The 17109-nt window shown below is 42.8% G+C and carries 16 protein-coding genes and 1 other RNA gene; 15 read left to right on the top strand and 2 right to left on the bottom strand.

Features of this window, described 5'->3' with window-relative positions:
• Positions 1–131: 131 nt before the first annotated feature.
• A complete protein-coding gene (gene pbp1a, locus B7714_RS08975; protein WP_070696674.1) occupies positions 132–2300 on the bottom strand; it encodes a penicillin-binding protein PBP1A in 2169 nt (722 codons plus the stop codon).
• A complete protein-coding gene (gene recU, locus B7714_RS08970; RefSeq protein ID WP_049478053.1) occupies positions 2297–2893 on the bottom strand; it encodes a Holliday junction resolvase RecU in 597 nt (198 codons plus the stop codon). Before recU ends, pbp1a begins: the two co-directional genes overlap by 4 nt.
• Before the next feature lie 66 nt (positions 2894–2959).
• Here recU and B7714_RS08965 point away from each other — a divergent pair, with 66 nt between their 5' ends.
• The 15 genes from B7714_RS08965 to B7714_RS08895 all read left to right on the top strand — a co-directional run bounded on the left by B7714_RS08965 (position 2960) and on the right by B7714_RS08895 (position 17102).
• Positions 2960–3487, top strand: a complete 528-nt coding sequence (locus B7714_RS08965; protein ID WP_084860276.1) for an SLOG family protein — start codon at positions 2960–2962, stop codon at positions 3485–3487.
• 69 nt (positions 3488–3556) lie between these two features.
• Positions 3557–3886: a cell division regulator GpsB gene (gpsB, locus tag B7714_RS08960; protein ID WP_084860275.1), complete on the top strand. Its 330-nt coding sequence runs from the start codon at positions 3557–3559 to the stop codon at positions 3884–3886.
• Positions 3887–3906: 20 nt separating this feature from the next.
• An RNA gene (rnpB, locus tag B7714_RS08955) (RNase P RNA component class B) lies at positions 3907–4288 on the top strand.
• Between the two features lie 83 nt (positions 4289–4371).
• Positions 4372–5529 (top strand): THUMP domain-containing class I SAM-dependent RNA methyltransferase, encoded by a 1158-nt coding sequence (locus tag B7714_RS08950; protein WP_084860274.1) that lies wholly within the window; start codon positions 4372–4374, stop codon positions 5527–5529.
• Positions 5530–5541: 12 nt separating this feature from the next.
• A complete protein-coding gene (gene mapZ / locus B7714_RS08945) occupies positions 5542–6987 on the top strand; it encodes a cell division site-positioning protein MapZ (RefSeq protein WP_084860273.1) in 1446 nt (481 codons plus the stop codon).
• A gap of 75 nt (positions 6988–7062) precedes the next feature.
• Positions 7063–8487 carry an NADP-dependent phosphogluconate dehydrogenase gene (gndA, locus tag B7714_RS08940; protein WP_084860272.1) on the top strand — a complete coding sequence of 475 codons (1425 nt, stop codon included), beginning with the start codon at positions 7063–7065 and terminating at the stop codon, positions 8485–8487.
• Positions 8488–8498: 11 nt separating this feature from the next.
• A complete protein-coding gene (locus tag B7714_RS08935; RefSeq protein ID WP_084860271.1) occupies positions 8499–9188 on the top strand; it encodes a response regulator transcription factor in 690 nt (229 codons plus the stop codon).
• A 99-nt stretch (positions 9189–9287) separates the two neighbouring features.
• The gene (gene cbpJ / locus B7714_RS08930; protein ID WP_084860270.1) at positions 9288–10295 is read left to right on the top strand and encodes a choline-binding protein CbpJ; all 1008 of its coding nucleotides are present in this window, start codon (positions 9288–9290) and stop codon (positions 10293–10295) included.
• A 17-nt stretch (positions 10296–10312) separates the two neighbouring features.
• The gene (cbpC, locus tag B7714_RS08925) at positions 10313–11332 is read left to right on the top strand and encodes a choline-binding protein CbpC (protein WP_084860269.1); all 1020 of its coding nucleotides are present in this window, start codon (positions 10313–10315) and stop codon (positions 11330–11332) included.
• Between the two features lie 117 nt (positions 11333–11449).
• Positions 11450–12328, top strand: a complete 879-nt coding sequence (gene mvk, locus B7714_RS08920) for a mevalonate kinase (RefSeq protein WP_084860268.1) — start codon at positions 11450–11452, stop codon at positions 12326–12328.
• On the top strand, positions 12310–13263 hold the full coding sequence (gene mvaD / locus B7714_RS08915) for a diphosphomevalonate decarboxylase (RefSeq protein ID WP_084860267.1): 954 nt from the start codon (positions 12310–12312) through the stop codon (positions 13261–13263). The genes mvk and mvaD overlap by 19 nt, the downstream gene beginning before the upstream one ends.
• Positions 13250–14257 (top strand): phosphomevalonate kinase, encoded by a 1008-nt coding sequence (locus B7714_RS08910; protein WP_084860266.1) that lies wholly within the window; start codon positions 13250–13252, stop codon positions 14255–14257. The genes mvaD and B7714_RS08910 overlap by 14 nt, the downstream gene beginning before the upstream one ends.
• Positions 14241–15242, top strand: a complete 1002-nt coding sequence (gene fni / locus B7714_RS08905; protein ID WP_084860265.1) for a type 2 isopentenyl-diphosphate Delta-isomerase — start codon at positions 14241–14243, stop codon at positions 15240–15242. The genes B7714_RS08910 and fni overlap by 17 nt, the downstream gene beginning before the upstream one ends.
• 166 nt (positions 15243–15408) lie before the next feature.
• Positions 15409–16107, top strand: a complete 699-nt coding sequence (gene liaF, locus B7714_RS08900) for a cell wall-active antibiotics response protein LiaF (RefSeq protein WP_049478059.1) — start codon at positions 15409–15411, stop codon at positions 16105–16107.
• Positions 16104–17102: an envelope stress sensor histidine kinase LiaS gene (locus B7714_RS08895; RefSeq protein ID WP_084860264.1), complete on the top strand. Its 999-nt coding sequence runs from the start codon at positions 16104–16106 to the stop codon at positions 17100–17102. Before liaF ends, B7714_RS08895 begins: the two co-directional genes overlap by 4 nt.
• Positions 17103–17109: the final 7 nt, after the last annotated feature.

Below are 17109 nucleotides of genomic sequence, written 5' to 3'. Positions count from 1 at the left end.
GTTTCCTATCTTTCCCAATGAGGTTTATAGTACAGAAAAAGCCTGAGAAGATGTCTTCTCAGGCTTTTGTTAAGCACATAAATGCAATAGTGCTATGAAAAAATCACCCAGAAAAATCTGGGTGATAAATGTTATGGTTGTGCTGGTTGAGGATTCTGATTTTGGTTCTGGTTTTGTTGACCAGGCGTTGTATTTGGTTGCTGGTTATTGGTATTATTGTTTGCACTATTATTCGTGCTTGGAGTAGTTGAGCTTGACTGTGCAGTTGAACTTTCTGATGTCGAGCTCGAACTTTCAGGTGTTGGGGTTTGTTGCGGAGCAGGAGCAGTCCATGCAGAACGAGCACCGTTTTTAAAGACGAACTCACCACTTCGATAGAGGCCTTCTGGCATAGTCCAGTCGCCAGGGTTGTTATCCTCAGACAGATAAGTCATCATTGAACGGTAAACCTTAGCTGCAACATAGAAGCCATCGCCAACGATAGGAGTAAGGCGGTTTGAGTAACCTGTCCATACAGCCATTGAATATTTGCGAGTATAACCAACAAACATTTCATCTGGTGCTACATAACCAGTATTTTTGATGTAGTTTTCAATTTCATCATCTGTATAGTTTGATGTACCAGTCTTACCAGCTTGAGGTAGCCAAGGGAGATAAGCACCACGACCAGTTCCGTATGCTAAGACAGTCTTCATCATTTCCGTCATCATATAGGCGGTCGTCTCTTTCATGGCACGAGTACCAGGATCAGCGTATTCTTTTGAGCTACCATCGCTAAAGACGATTTTGTTGATATACATTGGTTTATGGTAGATACCACCGTTAGCAAAAGCAGCGTAAGCAGCAGCCATTTTCTCACTACTTGCTCCGTACTTTTTGTTTGACTCAGTCGTATTACTTGAAATCGCGTTGGCATAGTGCATATCTGGATAGTCAATACCGATTCCATTTAGGAAGGTCTTGGCTCTATCCAAACCGACTTTGTTCAAGGTTTCTACGGCTGTAACGTTCCGTGATTGTTGGAGCGCATATTGGATGGTAATATTTCCAAAATAACTTCTATCCCAGTTGTAAACAGGAGTATCTGTTCCAGGATAGTTGTAAGGAACATCATGTACAATCGAAGCAGTTGAGTCGTAGATGTCATACTCTAAGGCAGGAGCATAGTCTGTGATTGGCTTCATGGTAGAACCCCAGTCACGGTTGGTTTCAACAGCTTGGTTGATTCCGAAGGAAACATTGCTTGATTGGTGACGAGAACCTAACTGAGCAATAACTTTCCCGTTTGTCACATCCACAATCGTTGAAGCTACTTGCATTTCATCATCAGGATAGTTGACATACTCGTCGGTATTGTAGATATCCCAGAGATGTTGTTGAACTTTAGGATCAACGTTGGTGTAGACATCCATACCAGTCGTTAAGAGGTTGTAGCCTGTTTCTTGTTCGACTTGATCGATTACCTCTTTGAGATAGTTGTCCATGTATGGAGGATAACTATTAGCCGATTTTAGACTTTGAAGTCCATCTGTAATCGGAGTATTAATCGCTTTTTCATATTGCTCAGCTGAAATGTAACCTTGCCCCTTCATCTCAGAGAGGACGAGATTACGACGTTCTTGAGCAGCTTCTGGATGCGAGTATGGATCATACTGGTTTGGAGCCTGAGGCATACCAGCAAGGAGAGCCAATTGAGGAATACTTAGATCTTTGAGATCCTTGCCATAGTAACTTTGGGCAGCTGTCTGCATTCCATAGTTACCGTTTGACATGTAAACCTTGTTGATGTAGTAGGTCAAGATCTCTTGTTTAGTCGCTTTTTGTTCTAGCTGAACGGCTAACCAAGCTTCCTGGGCCTTACGAGAAAGAGTCTGATCAGAAGTTGACGTAGAGAAATAAGTTAACTTGATCAACTGCTGTGTCAAGGTTGAAGCTCCTTGCAGACCTCCACCACCACGAAGGTTTCGGAGGGTAGCACCTAGGATACGGATTGTGTCGATTCCTCGGTGATTAAAGAAGCGATGGTCCTCAATCGAAACAATAGCGTTGACCAAATCGGTCGGTATTTCGTTTGCTTGGGCATTGACCCGACGTTCCGAACCAAGATCAGCGATAAGCTCGTCATTGCTATCATAGATCTTACTTGACGTTGTAGCGACTAGTTTACTTTCAGAAAGTTCTGGAGCCTTGCTAACATAGTAGAGGAAGAGACCTCCACCAAGCATTACAGCTGCGATAAATACAGTTAAGAGACTGATACTGACATACTTAGCTATTCGCAGAAAAGTTTGTTTGTTCATCTTGTTTTACCACCTAGTAAATGTTCTTTGATAATGTCGAGGTAGGGAATTTGAGGGAAGGCACCAGGCTCAATCCTATATCCATTTTCTCGAATATATCCAAGTGGCATTGACTTTTGTCCCATATCTTGATGATAGAAACGAATCAAGTCAATAGCCGGCAATAAGTAGGTTTCTTGCTGAGAAGAAAAGTGAAGGAGTACAAAGCAGATTCCTTGCTGGGCAAGGACTTGTTCCATATGCTGGATCTGATGGAGATGAAAATTCTTCATCGGTATCGCATGTTTTTGCCTGGTTTCCTTTGCTTCAAAGTCGATGTAGTATCCATCATAAACCCCTGAATAGTCAGTAGTTGAAGCTTGTCTAAAGTAGGCTTCAACGATCTTGGCTCGACTTCGTTGGGGATAGTCGACACGTACGATTTGGATGGGAGTCGGTTTCTTGTGAATAACAGCTAACCCATGCGACAAATAGTAGTCGTTCGTAGCATTGATCATCTTTTCAAAAGACATTCCCCGATTTGCGAAATTTTTAGTTTGTGAAAGGGGTGCTTGTCTCTTTTGAGATGAAATTTTATGTGGATAGTTGACCATAATTCTCCTTATTGGTACAATAACATCACTCTATTATATCATAAATTTACAAAGAAAGGGTTAAAAATGACATCAGCCTTGATTTTAGGCTATTCAGCCTTCGACCTTGGTCTCTTTAATGACAAGGATATTCGCGTTGATATTATCAAAACAGCCATTCGGAGAGACCTGGAACGTCTAGCTGAGGATGGGGTGACATGGCTTGTCTTTACAGGGACTTTGGGCTTTGAGTACTGGGTACTACAAGTGGCAAAAGACATGAAAGCAGACTATGGATTTCAGTTGGCAACCATTTTTGATTTTGAAACCCATGGCAGTAATTGGAATGAAGCAAATCAAGCGAAATTGAATGAGTTCAAGCAGGTTGATTTTGTCAAATACGCCTATCCACAATATGAGCACAAGGGACAACTACGCGATTATCAGAGATTTCTGCTGGAAAATACAGATACTTGTTACCTTTTTTACGACGAAGAAAACGAAACCAAGTTACGATATTTTTACCAAATGATGAAAAATCAAGCGGACTATGTTACAAGAAGATTAACATTTGAGGACTTGAATGAAATAGTAGAAAATTTTTCTGAAAAGTAAGCCTTTGACCTTGATTTTTACTTGTCTTTTTTTATATAATAATACTAGTAACCCAGAATGGAGAGAGACATGGCAAGTATTATTTTTTCAGCGAAAGATATTTTTGAACAAGAATTTGGACGCGAAGTACGTGGATACAGCAAAGCAGAGGTAGATGAATTCCTAGATGATGTGATTAAGGATTATGAAACCTACGCAGCTTTGGTCAAATCCCTTCGTCAAGAGATTGCTGATTTGAAGGAAGAGTTATCTCGTAAACCACAGGTGACTCCAACTCAACCAGACTCTATTGAAGTAACAGCTTCTACTTCAATGACAAACTTTGATATTTTGAAACGCTTAAATCGTCTTGAAAAAGAAGTATTTGGTAAGCAAATCTTAGACAACCAAGATTTATAATTGACTAAGGAATGAGTGCAATTTTTGGATAATCGCGTGAAGAGTTTCTCTTTTCATGAGGAAAGTCCATGCTAGCACAGGCTGTGATGCCTGTAGTGTTTGTGCTAGGCGAATCCATAAGCCTAGGGACGAGAAATCGTTACGGCAGTCGAAATGGCTAAGTCTTCGGATAGGTCAGAATAGGCTTGAAAGTGCCACAGTGACGGAGTCTTTCTGGAAACAGAGAGAGTGGAACGCGGTAAACCCCTCAAGCTAGCAACCCAAATTTTGGTCGGGGCATGGAGTGCACGGAAACGAACGTAGTACTCTGACTGCTAGCAGATTTATGCTGTTAGCGGTAGACAGATGATTATCGAAGGAAGTGGTCCTAGTCACTTCTGGAACAAAACATGGCTTATAGAAAATTGCATATAGGTTGGGGCTGAGAAATCTTTCTCAACCTCATTTTTTAAAGTGAACAAGAGAAAGGTCTTGCAAGACTAGAAATGAAAGAACAATTTAATTTAATCGCAACGGCTGCGGCGGGTCTTGAGGCTGTCGTTGGACGTGAGGTGCGAGACCTTGGTTATGATTGCCAGGTTGAAAATGGGCGTGTCCGCTTCCAAGGAGATGTGAAGGCAATCATCGAGACCAATCTTTGGCTGCGTGCAGCGGATCGCATCAAGATTGTAGTCGGAAGCTTTCCAGCTAAGACCTTTGAAGAGCTTTTTCAAGGTGTTTTTGCTCTAGATTGGGAAAACTATCTCCCGTTAGGAGCACGTTTCCCGATATCAAAGGCAAAATGTGTGAAGTCTAAACTCCACAATGAGCCCAGTGTTCAGGCTATTTCTAAGAAGGCTGTTGTAAAGAAATTACAAAAACACTATGCCCGTCCAGAAGGAGTTCCCTTGATGGAAACTGGTCCCGAGTTTAAGATTGAGGTATCTATCCTGAAAGATGTGGCAACTGTCATGATTGACACGACAGGTTCTAGCCTTTTTAAACGTGGTTATCGTACGGAAAAGGGTGGAGCACCCATCAAGGAAAATATGGCAGCGGCCATTTTACAACTATCTAACTGGTATCCAGACAAGCCCTTGATTGATCCGACCTGTGGTTCAGGAACTTTCTGTATCGAGGCGGCTATGATTGCCAGAAAGATGGCACCAGGCCTTCGCCGTTCCTTTGCTTTTGAGGGATGGAACTGGGTCAGCGATCGGTTAATCCAAGAAGTTCGCACAGAGGCGGCTAAGAAAATTGATCGTGAACTCGAGCTGGACATTATGGGCTGTGATATAGATGCTCGCATGGTGGAAATTGCCAAGGCAAATGCTCAAGCAGCAGGCGTCGCAGGTGATATCACCTTTAAGCAAATGCGGGTACAGGACTTGCGCACAGACAAGATTAATGGCGTTGTCATTTCCAATCCACCATATGGGGAACGCTTGTCTGATGATGCAGGAGTTACCAAGCTCTATGCTGAGATGGGACAAGTCTTTGCACCACTGAAAACGTGGAGTAAGTTTATCCTGACGAGTGACGAAGCTTTTGAAAGCAAGTACGGAAGTCCAGCTGATAAAAAGCGAAAACTCTATAACGGGACCTTAAAAGTGGATTTGTATCAATACTTTGGTCAGCGTGTCAAACGCCAAGAGGTAAAATAGAAAGGTGAACTCATGAGTAAGAAAAGACGTGATCGTCATAAAAAAGGACATCAAGAACCACAATTCGACTTTGATGAAGCAAAAGACTTGACTGTTGGTCAAGTCATTCGTAAGAATGAAGAGGTTGAAGCAGGAGTATTGCCTGAGGACAGTATCTTAGACAAATACATCAAACAGCACCGTGAAGAAATCGAAGCCGACAAGTTTGAAACTCGTCAGTTTAAAAAAGAAGAACTGGCTTCTACTCAAAACCTAGAGGAAATGATCCAAGAAGTTCGTGAATCAAGTGAATCCTCTGATCAGGTAGACGATTCAGACCTGGTTTCTGAGGAATCTATTGAAGAGATAGAAAATGAAGAGACTACTCAGTTTGTCCCACCCCTTCAAGATGAAGAAAGTGCTGAAATAGAGCCTCTCGTTTTAACAGAAACAGAACCCAAGGAAATAAATGAGGAACAAGAAGAGGAGACCTATACACCTCTATCACGTTCGGCTCAAACAGAACCTGAAACAGGCTCTAAGAAGAAAGGTGTCATCATCATTGCTTCGGTAGTAGCTGCAATCCTTGTGCTTGCTGGAACATATTATGTCTACCGTCAAGTGTCTCGTTCAAACCAAGAAATCCAGTCTTCTCAAGCAGCCTCTTCGGATGATCAAGGGACACAAACAGCTTTGAAAGACTTCAATGATCTCTATGATACTTTCTATACAGATGCTAATAAGACTGCTCTGAAAAACAGCCAGTTTGATAAATTGAGCCAACTGAAAACCTTGCTAGATAAGTTAGAAGGTAGCCGTGATTATACACTAGCTAAGTCAAGATATGATAGCCTAGCAACTCAAATCAAGGCCATTCAAGATGTTAATGCCCTCTTTGAAAGCCCAGCAATCACTGACGGTGTCTTGGATACCAATGCGAAAGCCAAAGCAGACGCTAAATTTACAGAAATTAAGACAGGCAACACAGAACTAGACAAACTCTTGGATAAGGCCATTAGTCTTGGCAAGAGCCAACAAACCAGTGCTTCCAGCTCAAGTTCAAGCTCTAGCACGAGTCAAGCAAGCTCAAGTTCAGCTACAGAAAGTAATGCAAGCAGTACGACCCCTTCAACTAGCACTACGGCACCAGCTAGAGATACGAATGGTGGTTTGTCTGGCGATGGGGTTAATCTTCAAAGAAGTGCTAGTCGTGTACCTTACAACCAATCAGCTGTAGATGATAGCAACAACCCTGCTTGGACGTTTGCGGATGGTGTATTGGAACAAGTTCTAGCAACATCACGTGCTCGTGGCTATATCACTGGAAATCAATATATCCTAGAACGTGTCAATATTGTAAACGGAAATGGTTATTACAACCTCTATAAACCAGATGGAACCTATCTCTTCACCCTCAACTGTAAGACAGGTTACTTTGTAGGGAATGGTTCTGGTCATGCAGATGACTTGGACTACTAGGACTCCGTTACAAAATTCTTTCCTTTCATAGGTAAAAATGATAAAATAAAACATATTAAACAAGAGGAGTGTCACATGACAAAAGCTAACTTTGGTGTCGTTGGTATGGCCGTAATGGGTCGTAACCTTGCCCTAAATATCGAATCTCGTGGTTATACAGTTGCCATTTACAACCGTAGTAAAGAAAAAACAGAAGATGTAATTGCTTGCCATCCTGAAAAGAACTTTGTGCCAAGCTATGACGTGGAAAGCTTTGTAAACTCAATCGAAAAACCCCGTCGTATCATGCTGATGGTTCAAGCTGGACCTGGTACAGATGCCACTATCCAAGCCCTTCTTCCCCACCTTGACAAGGGTGATATCTTGATTGACGGAGGAAATACTTTCTACAAAGATACCATCCGTCGTAATGAAGAGTTGGCAAACTCAGGCATCAACTTTATCGGTACTGGGGTTTCCGGTGGTGAAAAAGGTGCCCTTGAAGGTCCTTCTATCATGCCTGGTGGACAAAAAGAAGCCTACGAATTGGTTGCTGATGTTCTTGAAGAAATCTCAGCTAAAGCACCAGAAGATGGCAAACCATGTGTGACTTACATCGGTCCTGACGGAGCTGGTCACTATGTAAAAATGGTCCACAACGGTATCGAGTATGGTGATATGCAATTGATCGCAGAAAGCTATGACTTGATGCAACACTTGCTTGGCCTTTCTGCAGAAGACATGGAAGAAATCTTTACTGAGTGGAACAAGGGTGAGTTGGACAGCTACTTGATCGAAATCACAGCTGATATCTTGAGCCGTAAAGACGATGAAGGTCAAGATGGCCCAATCGTAGACTATATCCTTGATGCTGCAGGAAACAAAGGAACTGGTAAATGGACTAGCCAATCAGCTCTTGACCTTGGTGTGCCATTGTCACTCATCACTGAGTCAGTATTTGCGCGTTACATCTCTACATACAAAGAAGAGCGTGTACATGCTAGCAAGGTCCTTCCAAAACCAGCTGCCTTCAAATTTGAAGGTGACAAGGCTGAGTTGATCGAAAAGATCCGTCAAGCCCTTTACTTCTCAAAAATCATCTCATACGCTCAAGGTTTTGCCCAATTGCGTGTGGCTTCTAAAGAAAATAACTGGAACTTGCCATTTGCGGACATCGCATCTATCTGGCGTGATGGCTGTATCATCCGTTCTCGTTTCTTGCAAAAGATTACAGATGCTTACAACCGCGATGCTGATCTTGCAAACCTTCTCTTGGATGAGTACTTCTTGGATGTTACTGCTAAGTACCAACAAGCAGTTCGTGATATCGTAGCTCTTGCTGTTCAAGCTGGTGTACCAGTGCCAACCTTCTCAGCAGCTATTACTTACTTTGATAGCTACCGTTCAGCTGACCTTCCTGCTAACTTGATCCAAGCGCAACGTGACTACTTTGGTGCCCACACTTACCAACGTAAAGACAAAGAAGGAACCTTCCACTACTCTTGGTATGACGAAAAATAAGTAGGTCTGCCATGGGGAAACGGATTTTATTACTTGAGAAAGAACGAAATCTCGCTCATTTTCTCAGTCTGGAACTCCAAAAAGAGCAATACCGTGTTGATCTGGTCGAGGAGGGGCAAAAAGCCCTCTCCATGGCTCTCCAGACAGATTATGACTTGATTTTACTGAATGCTCGTCTGGGGGATATGACGGCCCAGGATTTTGCAGACAAGCTGAGTCGGACAAAACCAGCCTCAGTGATTATGGTCTTGGACCATCGCGAAGAATTGCAAGACCAGATTGAGACAATCCAGCGCTTCGCCGTTTCTTACATCTATAAGCCAGTGATTATTGATAATCTGGTGGCTCGTATTTCAGCGATTTTCCGAGGTCGGGACTTTATCGACCAACATTGTAGTCAGATGAAGGTCCCAACGTCATACCGCAACCTACGTATGGATGTAGAACATCATACCGTTTATCGTGGCGAGGAGATGATTGCTCTGACGCGCCGTGAGTATGACCTTTTGGCCACTCTCATGGGAAGCAAGAAGGTCTTGACTCGTGAGCAGTTGTTGGAAAGTGTTTGGAAGTACGAAAGTGCGACAGAAACCAATATCGTGGATGTTTATATCCGTTATCTACGTAGCAAACTTGACGTAAAAGGTCAAAAGAGCTACATTAAAACCGTGCGTGGTGTTGGTTACACCATGCAGGAATAGAAAAGCAGTTGCAGTTGTGTAACTGCTTTTTTTGAGAAGTTTCTATATATTGACATACAGTAGAGTCTTTGCTACAATCAGTTATGGAGGAAAGATCTAATGAAATTTTTGAAAAAAATGTTGCAAGTTCTACTAGCAGTCTTTTTCTTTGCTTTGCTAGCGACAAGCACCGTCTTTGCGGATGATGCTGATTCAGAAGGCTGGCAATTTGTCCAAGAAAATGGTAGAACCTACTATAAAAAGGGGGACCTCAAAGAAACGGACTGGCGAGTGATTGATGGGAAGACCTATTATTTTGATTATAATGGTGAAATGGTTGTTGGTTGGCAATACATTCCAATGCCAGTTAAAGGATATACAATTGGTCCTTACCCTAATGGCATAAGATTAGAAGGTTCCCCAATGCCAGAATGGTACTACTTTGACAAAAATGGAGTGCTACAAGAGTTTGTTGGTTGGAAAGCATTAGAGGTTAAAACTAAAGACAGTGTTGGAAGAAAGTATGGGGAAAAACGTACAAACCCGGAAGATAAAGAAGAGAAGAGTTTTTACACGAACTATTACTTTAATCAAAATCATTCTTTAGAGACAGGTTGGCTTTATGACCAGTCTAATTGGTATTATTTAGCTAAAACGGAAATTAATGGAGAAAACTATATTGGTGGTGAAAGACGTTCAGGTTGGATAAATGATGGTTCAGCTTGGTACTATCTAGATCCAACAACTGGTATCATGCAAACTGGTTGGAAGCAAATTGGCAATAAGTGGTACTACCTCCGTTCATCAGGAGCTATGACAACTGGCTGGTATCAGGAAGGCTCAACTTGGTACTATTTAGATGCTGAAAATGGCGATATGAAAACAGGCTGGCAATATCTTGGTAACAAGTGGTACTATCTCCGTTCATCAGGAGCCATGGCAACTGGTTGGGTGAAAGATGGTTCAACTTGGTACTACCTAAATGCAAGTAATGGAGATATGAAGACAGGTTGGACAAAAGTAAATGGAAACTGGTATTATCTCAATTCCTCTGGAGCAATGGTTACAGGTAGCCAAACTATCGATGGTAAAGTTTATAACTTTGCTTCATCTGGTGAGTGGATTTAATGTTGGAGGAGATACAAATGAAGCTTTTGAAAAAAATGATGCAAGTCGCACTAGCAACATTTTTCTTTGGTTTGCTAGCTACTAATACTGTATTTGCGGATACAACAGGTGGCCAATTTGTTGATAAGGATAATAGAAAATATTATGTAAAAGATGATCATAAAGCAATCTATTGGCATAAAATAGACGGTAAAACTTACTATTTTGGTGATAAAGGAGAAATGGTAGTTGGATGGCAATACTTAGAAATTCCTGGAACAGGTTATCGTGATAATTTATTAGATAACCAACCAGTTAATGAAATCGGACTCCAACAAAAATGGTATTATTTTAGCTCAGATGGTGCTTTGCTAGAACAAACAGATAAACAAGTACTAGAGGCAAAAACGTCTGAAAATACAGGAAAAGTATATGGTGAACAATATCCTCCATCTCCTGAAAAGAGAACTTATTATTTTGATAATAATTATGCTGTAAAGACAGGTTGGACTTATGAAGACGGTAATTGGTATTATTTAAATAAGCTAGGAATTTCTGGCGATGATTCTTACAATCCACTACCAATTGGTGAAGTTGCTAAGGGTTGGACTCAAGATTTCCATGTTACTTTTGGTATTGATAGAAGCAAACCTGCTCCGTGGTACTACTTAGATCCAACAACTGGCATCATGCAAACTGGTTGGAAACAACTTGGCAATAAGTGGTACTACCTCCGTTCATCAGGAGCCATGGCAACTGGCTGGTATCAGGAAGGCTCCACTTGGTATTATTTAGATGAACCAAATGGCGATATGAAAACGGGCTGGCAATACCTTGGTAACAAGTGGTACTATCTCCGTTCATCAGGATCTATGGCGACTGGTTGGTATCAGGAAGGTTCGACTTGGTATTATCTAAACGCAAGTAATGGCGATATGAAGACAGGCTGGTTCCAGGTTAATGGCAAATGGTACTACGCTTATAGTTCAGGTGCTTTAGCAGTGAATACGACTGTAGAAGGCTATTCTGTCAACTATAATGGCGAATGGGTTCAATAATGAAAGAGGCGATTGTGAAGGAAACAATCGCTTTTTTTGTGAAAATATAATAAAATAGATAGGAGAAAATACTACTGTATGAAATGAGACGGTCTTTCCGTCTGGTTAAAGGAAAACATGACAAAAAAAGTTGGTGTCGGTCAGGCACATAGTAAGATTATTTTAATAGGAGAGCATGCGGTTGTTTACGGTTATCCAGCCATTTCCCTGCCTCTCATAGAGGTGGAGGTGACTTGTAAGGTGGTCCCTGCTGAAAGTCCGTGGCGTCTTTATGAGGAGGATACCTTGTCCATGGCAGTGTATGCCTCGCTGGAGTATTTGGATATCAAAGAAGCTTGCATTCGATGTGTGATTGACTCGGCTATCCCTGAAAAACGGGGAATGGGTTCGTCAGCGGCTATCAGCATAGCGGCCATACGTGCGGTATTTGACTACTATCAAGCCGATCTGCCTCATGATGTACTAGAAATCTTGGTCAATCGGGCTGAAATGATTGCCCATATGAATCCAAGTGGTTTGGATGCCAAGACCTGTCTCAGTGACCAACCTATTCGCTTTATCAAGAATGTTGGTTTTACAGAACTTGAGATGAACCTATCTGCCTATTTGGTGATTGCAGATACAGGTGTGTATGGCCACACTCGTGAAGCCATCCAAGTGGTTCAAAGTATGGGGAAGGATGCCCTACCGTTTTTGCATGCCTTGGGAGAATTGACCCAGCAAGCAGAAGATGCGATTAGACGAAAAGATGCTGAAGGATTGGGACAAATCCTCAGTCAAGCGCATTTACATTTAAAAGAAATTGGTGTCAGCAGCCCTGAGGCAGACTCCCTCGTTGAAACGGCTCTGAGCCATGGTGCTCTAGGTGCCAAGATGAGTGGTGGTGGACTAGGAGGCTGTATTATCGCCTTGGTAGCTAATCTGGACCAAGCGCAAGAACTAGCAAAACGATTAGAAGAGAAAGGAGCTGTTCAGACATGGATCGAAAGCCTGTAACAGTACGTTCCTACGCAAATATTGCCATTATTAAATATTGGGGAAAGAAAAAAGAAAAAGAGATGGTTCCTGCTACTAGCAGTATCTCTCTTACTTTGGAAAATATGTACACAGAGACGACCTTGTCGCCTCTGCCAGCCCTTGCGACGGCTGATGCCTTTTATATCAATGGTCAGCTTCAGAGTGAGGCTGAGCATGCTAAAATGAGCAAAATCATTGACCGTTACCGCCCGGCTGGGGAAGGTTTTGTCCGTATTGACACTCAAAACAATATGCCTACAGCAGCGGGCCTGTCCTCAAGTTCCAGTGGTTTGTCCGCCTTAGTCAAGGCTTGCAATGCTTATTTCCAGCTTGGATTGGATCGGAGCCAGTTGGCGCAGGAGGCTAAGTTTGCCTCAGGTTCTTCCTCTCGCAGTTTTTATGGACCGCTAGGTGCCTGGGATAAGGATAATGGGGAAATCTACTCTGTTGATACAGACCTGAAACTAGCTATGATCATGTTGGTACTGGAGGACAAGAAAAAACCAATCTCTAGCCGTGATGGGATGAAACTCTGTGTGGAAACCTCGACGACCTTTGATGACTGGGTGCGCCAGTCTGAGAAAGATTATCAAGATATGCTGGTTTATCTCAAAGAGAATAACTTTGCCAAGGTTGGGGAATTAACGGAGAAAAATGCCCTAGCTATGCACGCTACGACCAAAACAGCATCACCAGCTTTTTCTTATCTAACGGACGCTTCCTATGAAGCTATGGACTTTGTCCGTCAACTTCGTGAACAAGGAGAGGCCTGCTACTTTACCATGGATGCTGGTCCCAATGTCAAGGTCCTCTGTCAAGAGAAAGATTTGGATCATCTATCTGAAATCTTTGGTCAACGTTACCGCCTGATTGTGTCAAAAACAAAGGATTTGAGCCAAGATGATTGCTGTTAAAACTTGCGGAAAACTCTATTGGGCAGGGGAATACGCTATTTTAGAACCGGGGCAGTTAGCTTTGATAAAGGCTATTCCCATCTATATGAAGGCTGAGATTGCTTTTTCTGAGAACTATCGTATCTACTCAGACATGTTTGATTTCGCAGTGGACTTGACGCCAAATCCTGACTACAGCTTGATTCAAGAAACGATTGCTCTAGTGGAAGATTTCCTCGTTTATCGTGGGCAAACCTTGCGACCTTTTTCCTTGGAAATCCGTGGGAAAATGGAACGAGAAGGCAAAAAGTTTGGTCTGGGTTCTAGTGGTAGCGTCGTTGTCTTGGTGATCAAGGCCCTGCTGGCTCTATATGATATTACGGTTGATCCGGAACTCTTGTTCAAGCTGGCAAGCGCGGTCTTGCTCAAGCGAGGCGACAATGGTTCTATGGGAGACCTTGCCTGTATTGTGGCAGAGGATTTGGTTCTCTACCAGTCTTTTGATCGAAAGAAGATAGCTGCTTGGTTGAAAGAAGAAAATTTGGCGACAGTTTTGGAGCGTGATTGGGGCTTTTCTATCTCACAAGTGCAACCAGCTCTAGAATGTGATTTCCTAGTGGGATGGACCAAGCAAGTGGCCGTATCGAGTCAAATGGTCCAGCAAATCAAGCAAAACATAGACCAGAACTTTTTAACTTCCTCAAAAGCAACGGTATCTGCTTTGGTAGAAGCCCTGGAGCAGGGGAATGCAGAAAAAATTATCGAGCAGCTGGAAACAGCCAGTCAGCTTTTAGAAGGCTTGAGCCTAGATATATACACACCTTCGCTGAGACAGTTGAAAGAAGCCGGTCAAGATTTGCTGGCTGTTGCCAAGAGTAGTGGCGCTGGTGGTGGTGACTGTGGCATTGCCTTGAGTTTTGATGAGCAATCAACTGAAACCTTAAAAAATCGCTGGGCCGATCTGGGGATTGAGCTCTTATACCAAGAAAGGATAGGACATGACGACAAATCGTAAGGATGAGCACATCCGCTATGCCCTTGAGCAGAAAAGTTCCTATAATAGCTTTGATGAGGTGGAGTTTATTCATTCTTCCCTGCCTCTTTATGACCTGGATGAGATTGATTTGTCTACAGAGTTTGCAGGTCGAAAGTGGGACTTTCCTTTTTATATCAATGCCATGACGGGAGGAAGCGATAAGGGGAGAGAAATCAATCAAAAACTGGCTCAGGTGGCAGAAGCCTGTGGGATTTTGTTTGTGACGGGATCTTATAGCGCAGCCCTCAAAGATCCAACAGATGACTCTTTTTCTGTCAAGACTAGCCATCCAAATCTCCTCCTTGGTACTAATATTGGATTGGACAAGCCTGTTGAGTTAGGCCTTCAGACTGTAGAAGCGATGAATCCTCTTCTCCTCCAAGTGCATGTCAATGTCATGCAGGAATTGCTCATGCCAGAGGGAGAAAGAAAGTTTCGAAGTTGGCAATCGCATCTGGCAGACTATAGCAAGCAAATTCCCGTTCCTATTGTCTTAAAGGAAGTGGGCTTTGGAATGGATGTGAAGACCATCGAGAGAGCCTATGATCTGGGTGTTCGAACGGTTGACCTATCAGGTCGTGGTGGTACTAGCTTTGCCTATATCGAAAACCGTCGCAGTGGCCAGCGTGATTACCTCAATCAATGGGGGCAGTCTACTATGCAAGCCCTTCTCAATGCCCAAGACTGGAAAGACAAGGTCGAACTTTTGGTTAGCGGAGGCGTTCGGAACCCGCTGGATATGATTAAGTGCCTGGTCTTTGGTGCCAAGGCTGTAGGACTGTCACGTACCGTTCTAGAGTTGATTGAAAGCTACACAGTCGAAGAAGTGATTGGCATTGTCCAAGTCTGGAAAGAAGACCTGCGCTTGATCATGTGTGCCCTTAATTGTGCCACCATAGCAGATCTGCAAAACGTAGACTACATTCTTTATGGTAAACTAAAAGAAGCAAAAGATCAGATGTAGAGAGGTCGGGACAAGAATCCCGCCCTTTTTTGTAGCCTTTTGTCAACTGTGGTGGGCTGAAAGAACCTAGTTTGTTGGAGCGATTTCTGTCCTATCTCCTTTTTCCATCCTCAGACCGAGGTGACTTTTTTGAATTGTGATAAAATAGAAGGGAGAGGATGCATCTATGAAAAAATTTCAAATCTTTTTATTTATTGAAGCCTGTCTGTTGACGGGAGCTCTGATTTTGATGGTATCAGAGCATTTTTCGCGTTTTCTGCTGATTCTATTCCTCTTTTTGCTCTTGCTGCGCTATTATACAGGTAAAGAGGGCAATAATGTCTTCCTCCTTGTAACGACTATTCTTTTCTTTTTCATCGTCATGCTCAATCCCTTTGTGATTTTAGCCATCTTTGTAGCGGTGATCTACAGTCTCTTTCTTCTCTATCCAATGATGAATCAAGAAAGAGAGGAGACGGACTTGGTCTTTGAAGAGGTGGTGACGGTTAAAAATGAACGCAATCCTTGGTTTGGTAATCTCCATCATTTCTCTAGTCACCAGACCTGCCAGTTTGACGATATCAACCTCTTTCGCCTCATGGGCAAGGACACCATTCATCTAGAAAGAGTTATCCTAACCAATCATGACAATGTCATTATCCTTAGAAAGATGGTCGGAACGACTAGGATTATCGTGCCTGTAGATGTGGAAATCAGTCTCAGTGTCAACTGCCTCTATGGAGATCTTACCTTCCTTCATCAGCCTAAGAGATCCCTCCGCAATGAACACTATCATCAGGAGACCAGAGACTATCTCAAGAGTAACAAGAGCGTCAAGATTTTCCTAACTACTATGGTTGGCGATGTGGAGGTGGTCAGAGGATGAAAAAGCAATCTTATCTGTTAATCGGTCTGACTTCTTTCCTCTTTATCCTCTTTTTGGCTAATAGTTTACTTGATATTTTTGAACTAGACTGGTCCTATTTGCTACAGGATATCGAGAAAACAGAAAAGTTAATCTTCTTAGTCTTGGTCTTTAGCCTTTCCATGACCTTCTTTTTTGTCCTCTTTTGGCGCGTGATAGAAGAAGTCTCTCGCAGAAAAATGCAAGTCAATCTCAAGCGACTGTTAGCAGGAAAAGAGGTGGTTGCCTTTGCAGATCCAGACTTGGATGCCAGTTTTAAGTCCTTGTCTGGCAAGCTCAACCTCTTGACAGAGGCTGTTCAAAAGGCTGAAAATCAAAGCCTGGTCAAGGAAGAAGCAATCATCGAGAAAGAACGGAAGCGGATAGCACGTGACTTGCACGATACGGTTAGTCAGGAGTTGTTTGCGGCCCATATGATTTTATCAGGTGTCAGTCAGCAGGCTTTGAAGCTGGATAGAGAAAAGATGCAGACCCAGTTGCAAAGCGTCGCAGCCATCCTCGAAACAGCCCAGAAAGATTTGCGGGTCTTGCTCCTACATTTGCGACCTGTTGAGTTGGAAGAGAAGAGTTTGGTTGAGGGGATTCAAATCCTCTTAAAAGAGCTTGAGGACAAGAGTGATCTCAAGGTTAGTCTCAAGCAGAATGTGTCTACATTGCCCAAGAAGATTGAAGAACATATCTTCCGTATTCTTCAGGAGTTGATCAGCAATACCCTTCGCCATGCTCAGGCATCTTGCCTAGATGTCTACCTCTATCAGACAGATGTTGAATTGCAGCTGAAGGTGGTGGACAATGGGATTGGATTCCAGTTAGGGAGTTTAGACGACTTGAGTTATGGACTGCGAAATATCAAGGAGCGGGTCGAAGATATGGCAGGAACGGTTCAACTTTTGACAGCTCCAAAGCAAGGACTGGCGGTTGATATCCGTATTCCCCTGCTAGACAAGGAATCATAAAGGAGTA

It is taken from the genome of Streptococcus oralis subsp. oralis (assembly GCF_002096595.1).
GTDB lineage: Bacteria > Bacillota > Bacilli > Lactobacillales > Streptococcaceae > Streptococcus > Streptococcus oralis_D.
Note: the sequence above shows the minus strand (reverse complement) of the source record. Positions and strands in the feature narration are given on the sequence as shown.

Bases quoted from the DNA above. Each gene is read 5' to 3' on its own strand.
- pbp1a (WP_070696674.1), bottom strand. From the start codon at position 2,300: ATGAACAAACAAACTTTTCTGCGAATAGCTAAGTATGTCAGTATCAGT.
- recU (WP_049478053.1), bottom strand. From the start codon at position 2,893: ATGGTCAACTATCCACATAAAATTTCATCTCAAAAGAGACAAGCACCC.
- B7714_RS08965 (WP_084860276.1), top strand. From the start codon at position 2,960: ATGACATCAGCCTTGATTTTAGGCTATTCAGCCTTCGACCTTGGTCTC.
- gpsB (WP_084860275.1), top strand. From the start codon at position 3,557: ATGGCAAGTATTATTTTTTCAGCGAAAGATATTTTTGAACAAGAATTT.
- B7714_RS08950 (WP_084860274.1), top strand. From the start codon at position 4,372: ATGAAAGAACAATTTAATTTAATCGCAACGGCTGCGGCGGGTCTTGAG.
- mapZ (WP_084860273.1), top strand. From the start codon at position 5,542: ATGAGTAAGAAAAGACGTGATCGTCATAAAAAAGGACATCAAGAACCA.
- gndA (WP_084860272.1), top strand. From the start codon at position 7,063: ATGACAAAAGCTAACTTTGGTGTCGTTGGTATGGCCGTAATGGGTCGT.
- B7714_RS08935 (WP_084860271.1), top strand. From the start codon at position 8,499: ATGGGGAAACGGATTTTATTACTTGAGAAAGAACGAAATCTCGCTCAT.
- cbpJ (WP_084860270.1), top strand. From the start codon at position 9,288: ATGAAATTTTTGAAAAAAATGTTGCAAGTTCTACTAGCAGTCTTTTTC.
- cbpC (WP_084860269.1), top strand. From the start codon at position 10,313: ATGAAGCTTTTGAAAAAAATGATGCAAGTCGCACTAGCAACATTTTTC.
- mvk (WP_084860268.1), top strand. From the start codon at position 11,450: ATGACAAAAAAAGTTGGTGTCGGTCAGGCACATAGTAAGATTATTTTA.
- mvaD (WP_084860267.1), top strand. From the start codon at position 12,310: ATGGATCGAAAGCCTGTAACAGTACGTTCCTACGCAAATATTGCCATT.
- B7714_RS08910 (WP_084860266.1), top strand. From the start codon at position 13,250: ATGATTGCTGTTAAAACTTGCGGAAAACTCTATTGGGCAGGGGAATAC.
- fni (WP_084860265.1), top strand. From the start codon at position 14,241: ATGACGACAAATCGTAAGGATGAGCACATCCGCTATGCCCTTGAGCAG.
- liaF (WP_049478059.1), top strand. From the start codon at position 15,409: ATGAAAAAATTTCAAATCTTTTTATTTATTGAAGCCTGTCTGTTGACG.
- B7714_RS08895 (WP_084860264.1), top strand. From the start codon at position 16,104: ATGAAAAAGCAATCTTATCTGTTAATCGGTCTGACTTCTTTCCTCTTT.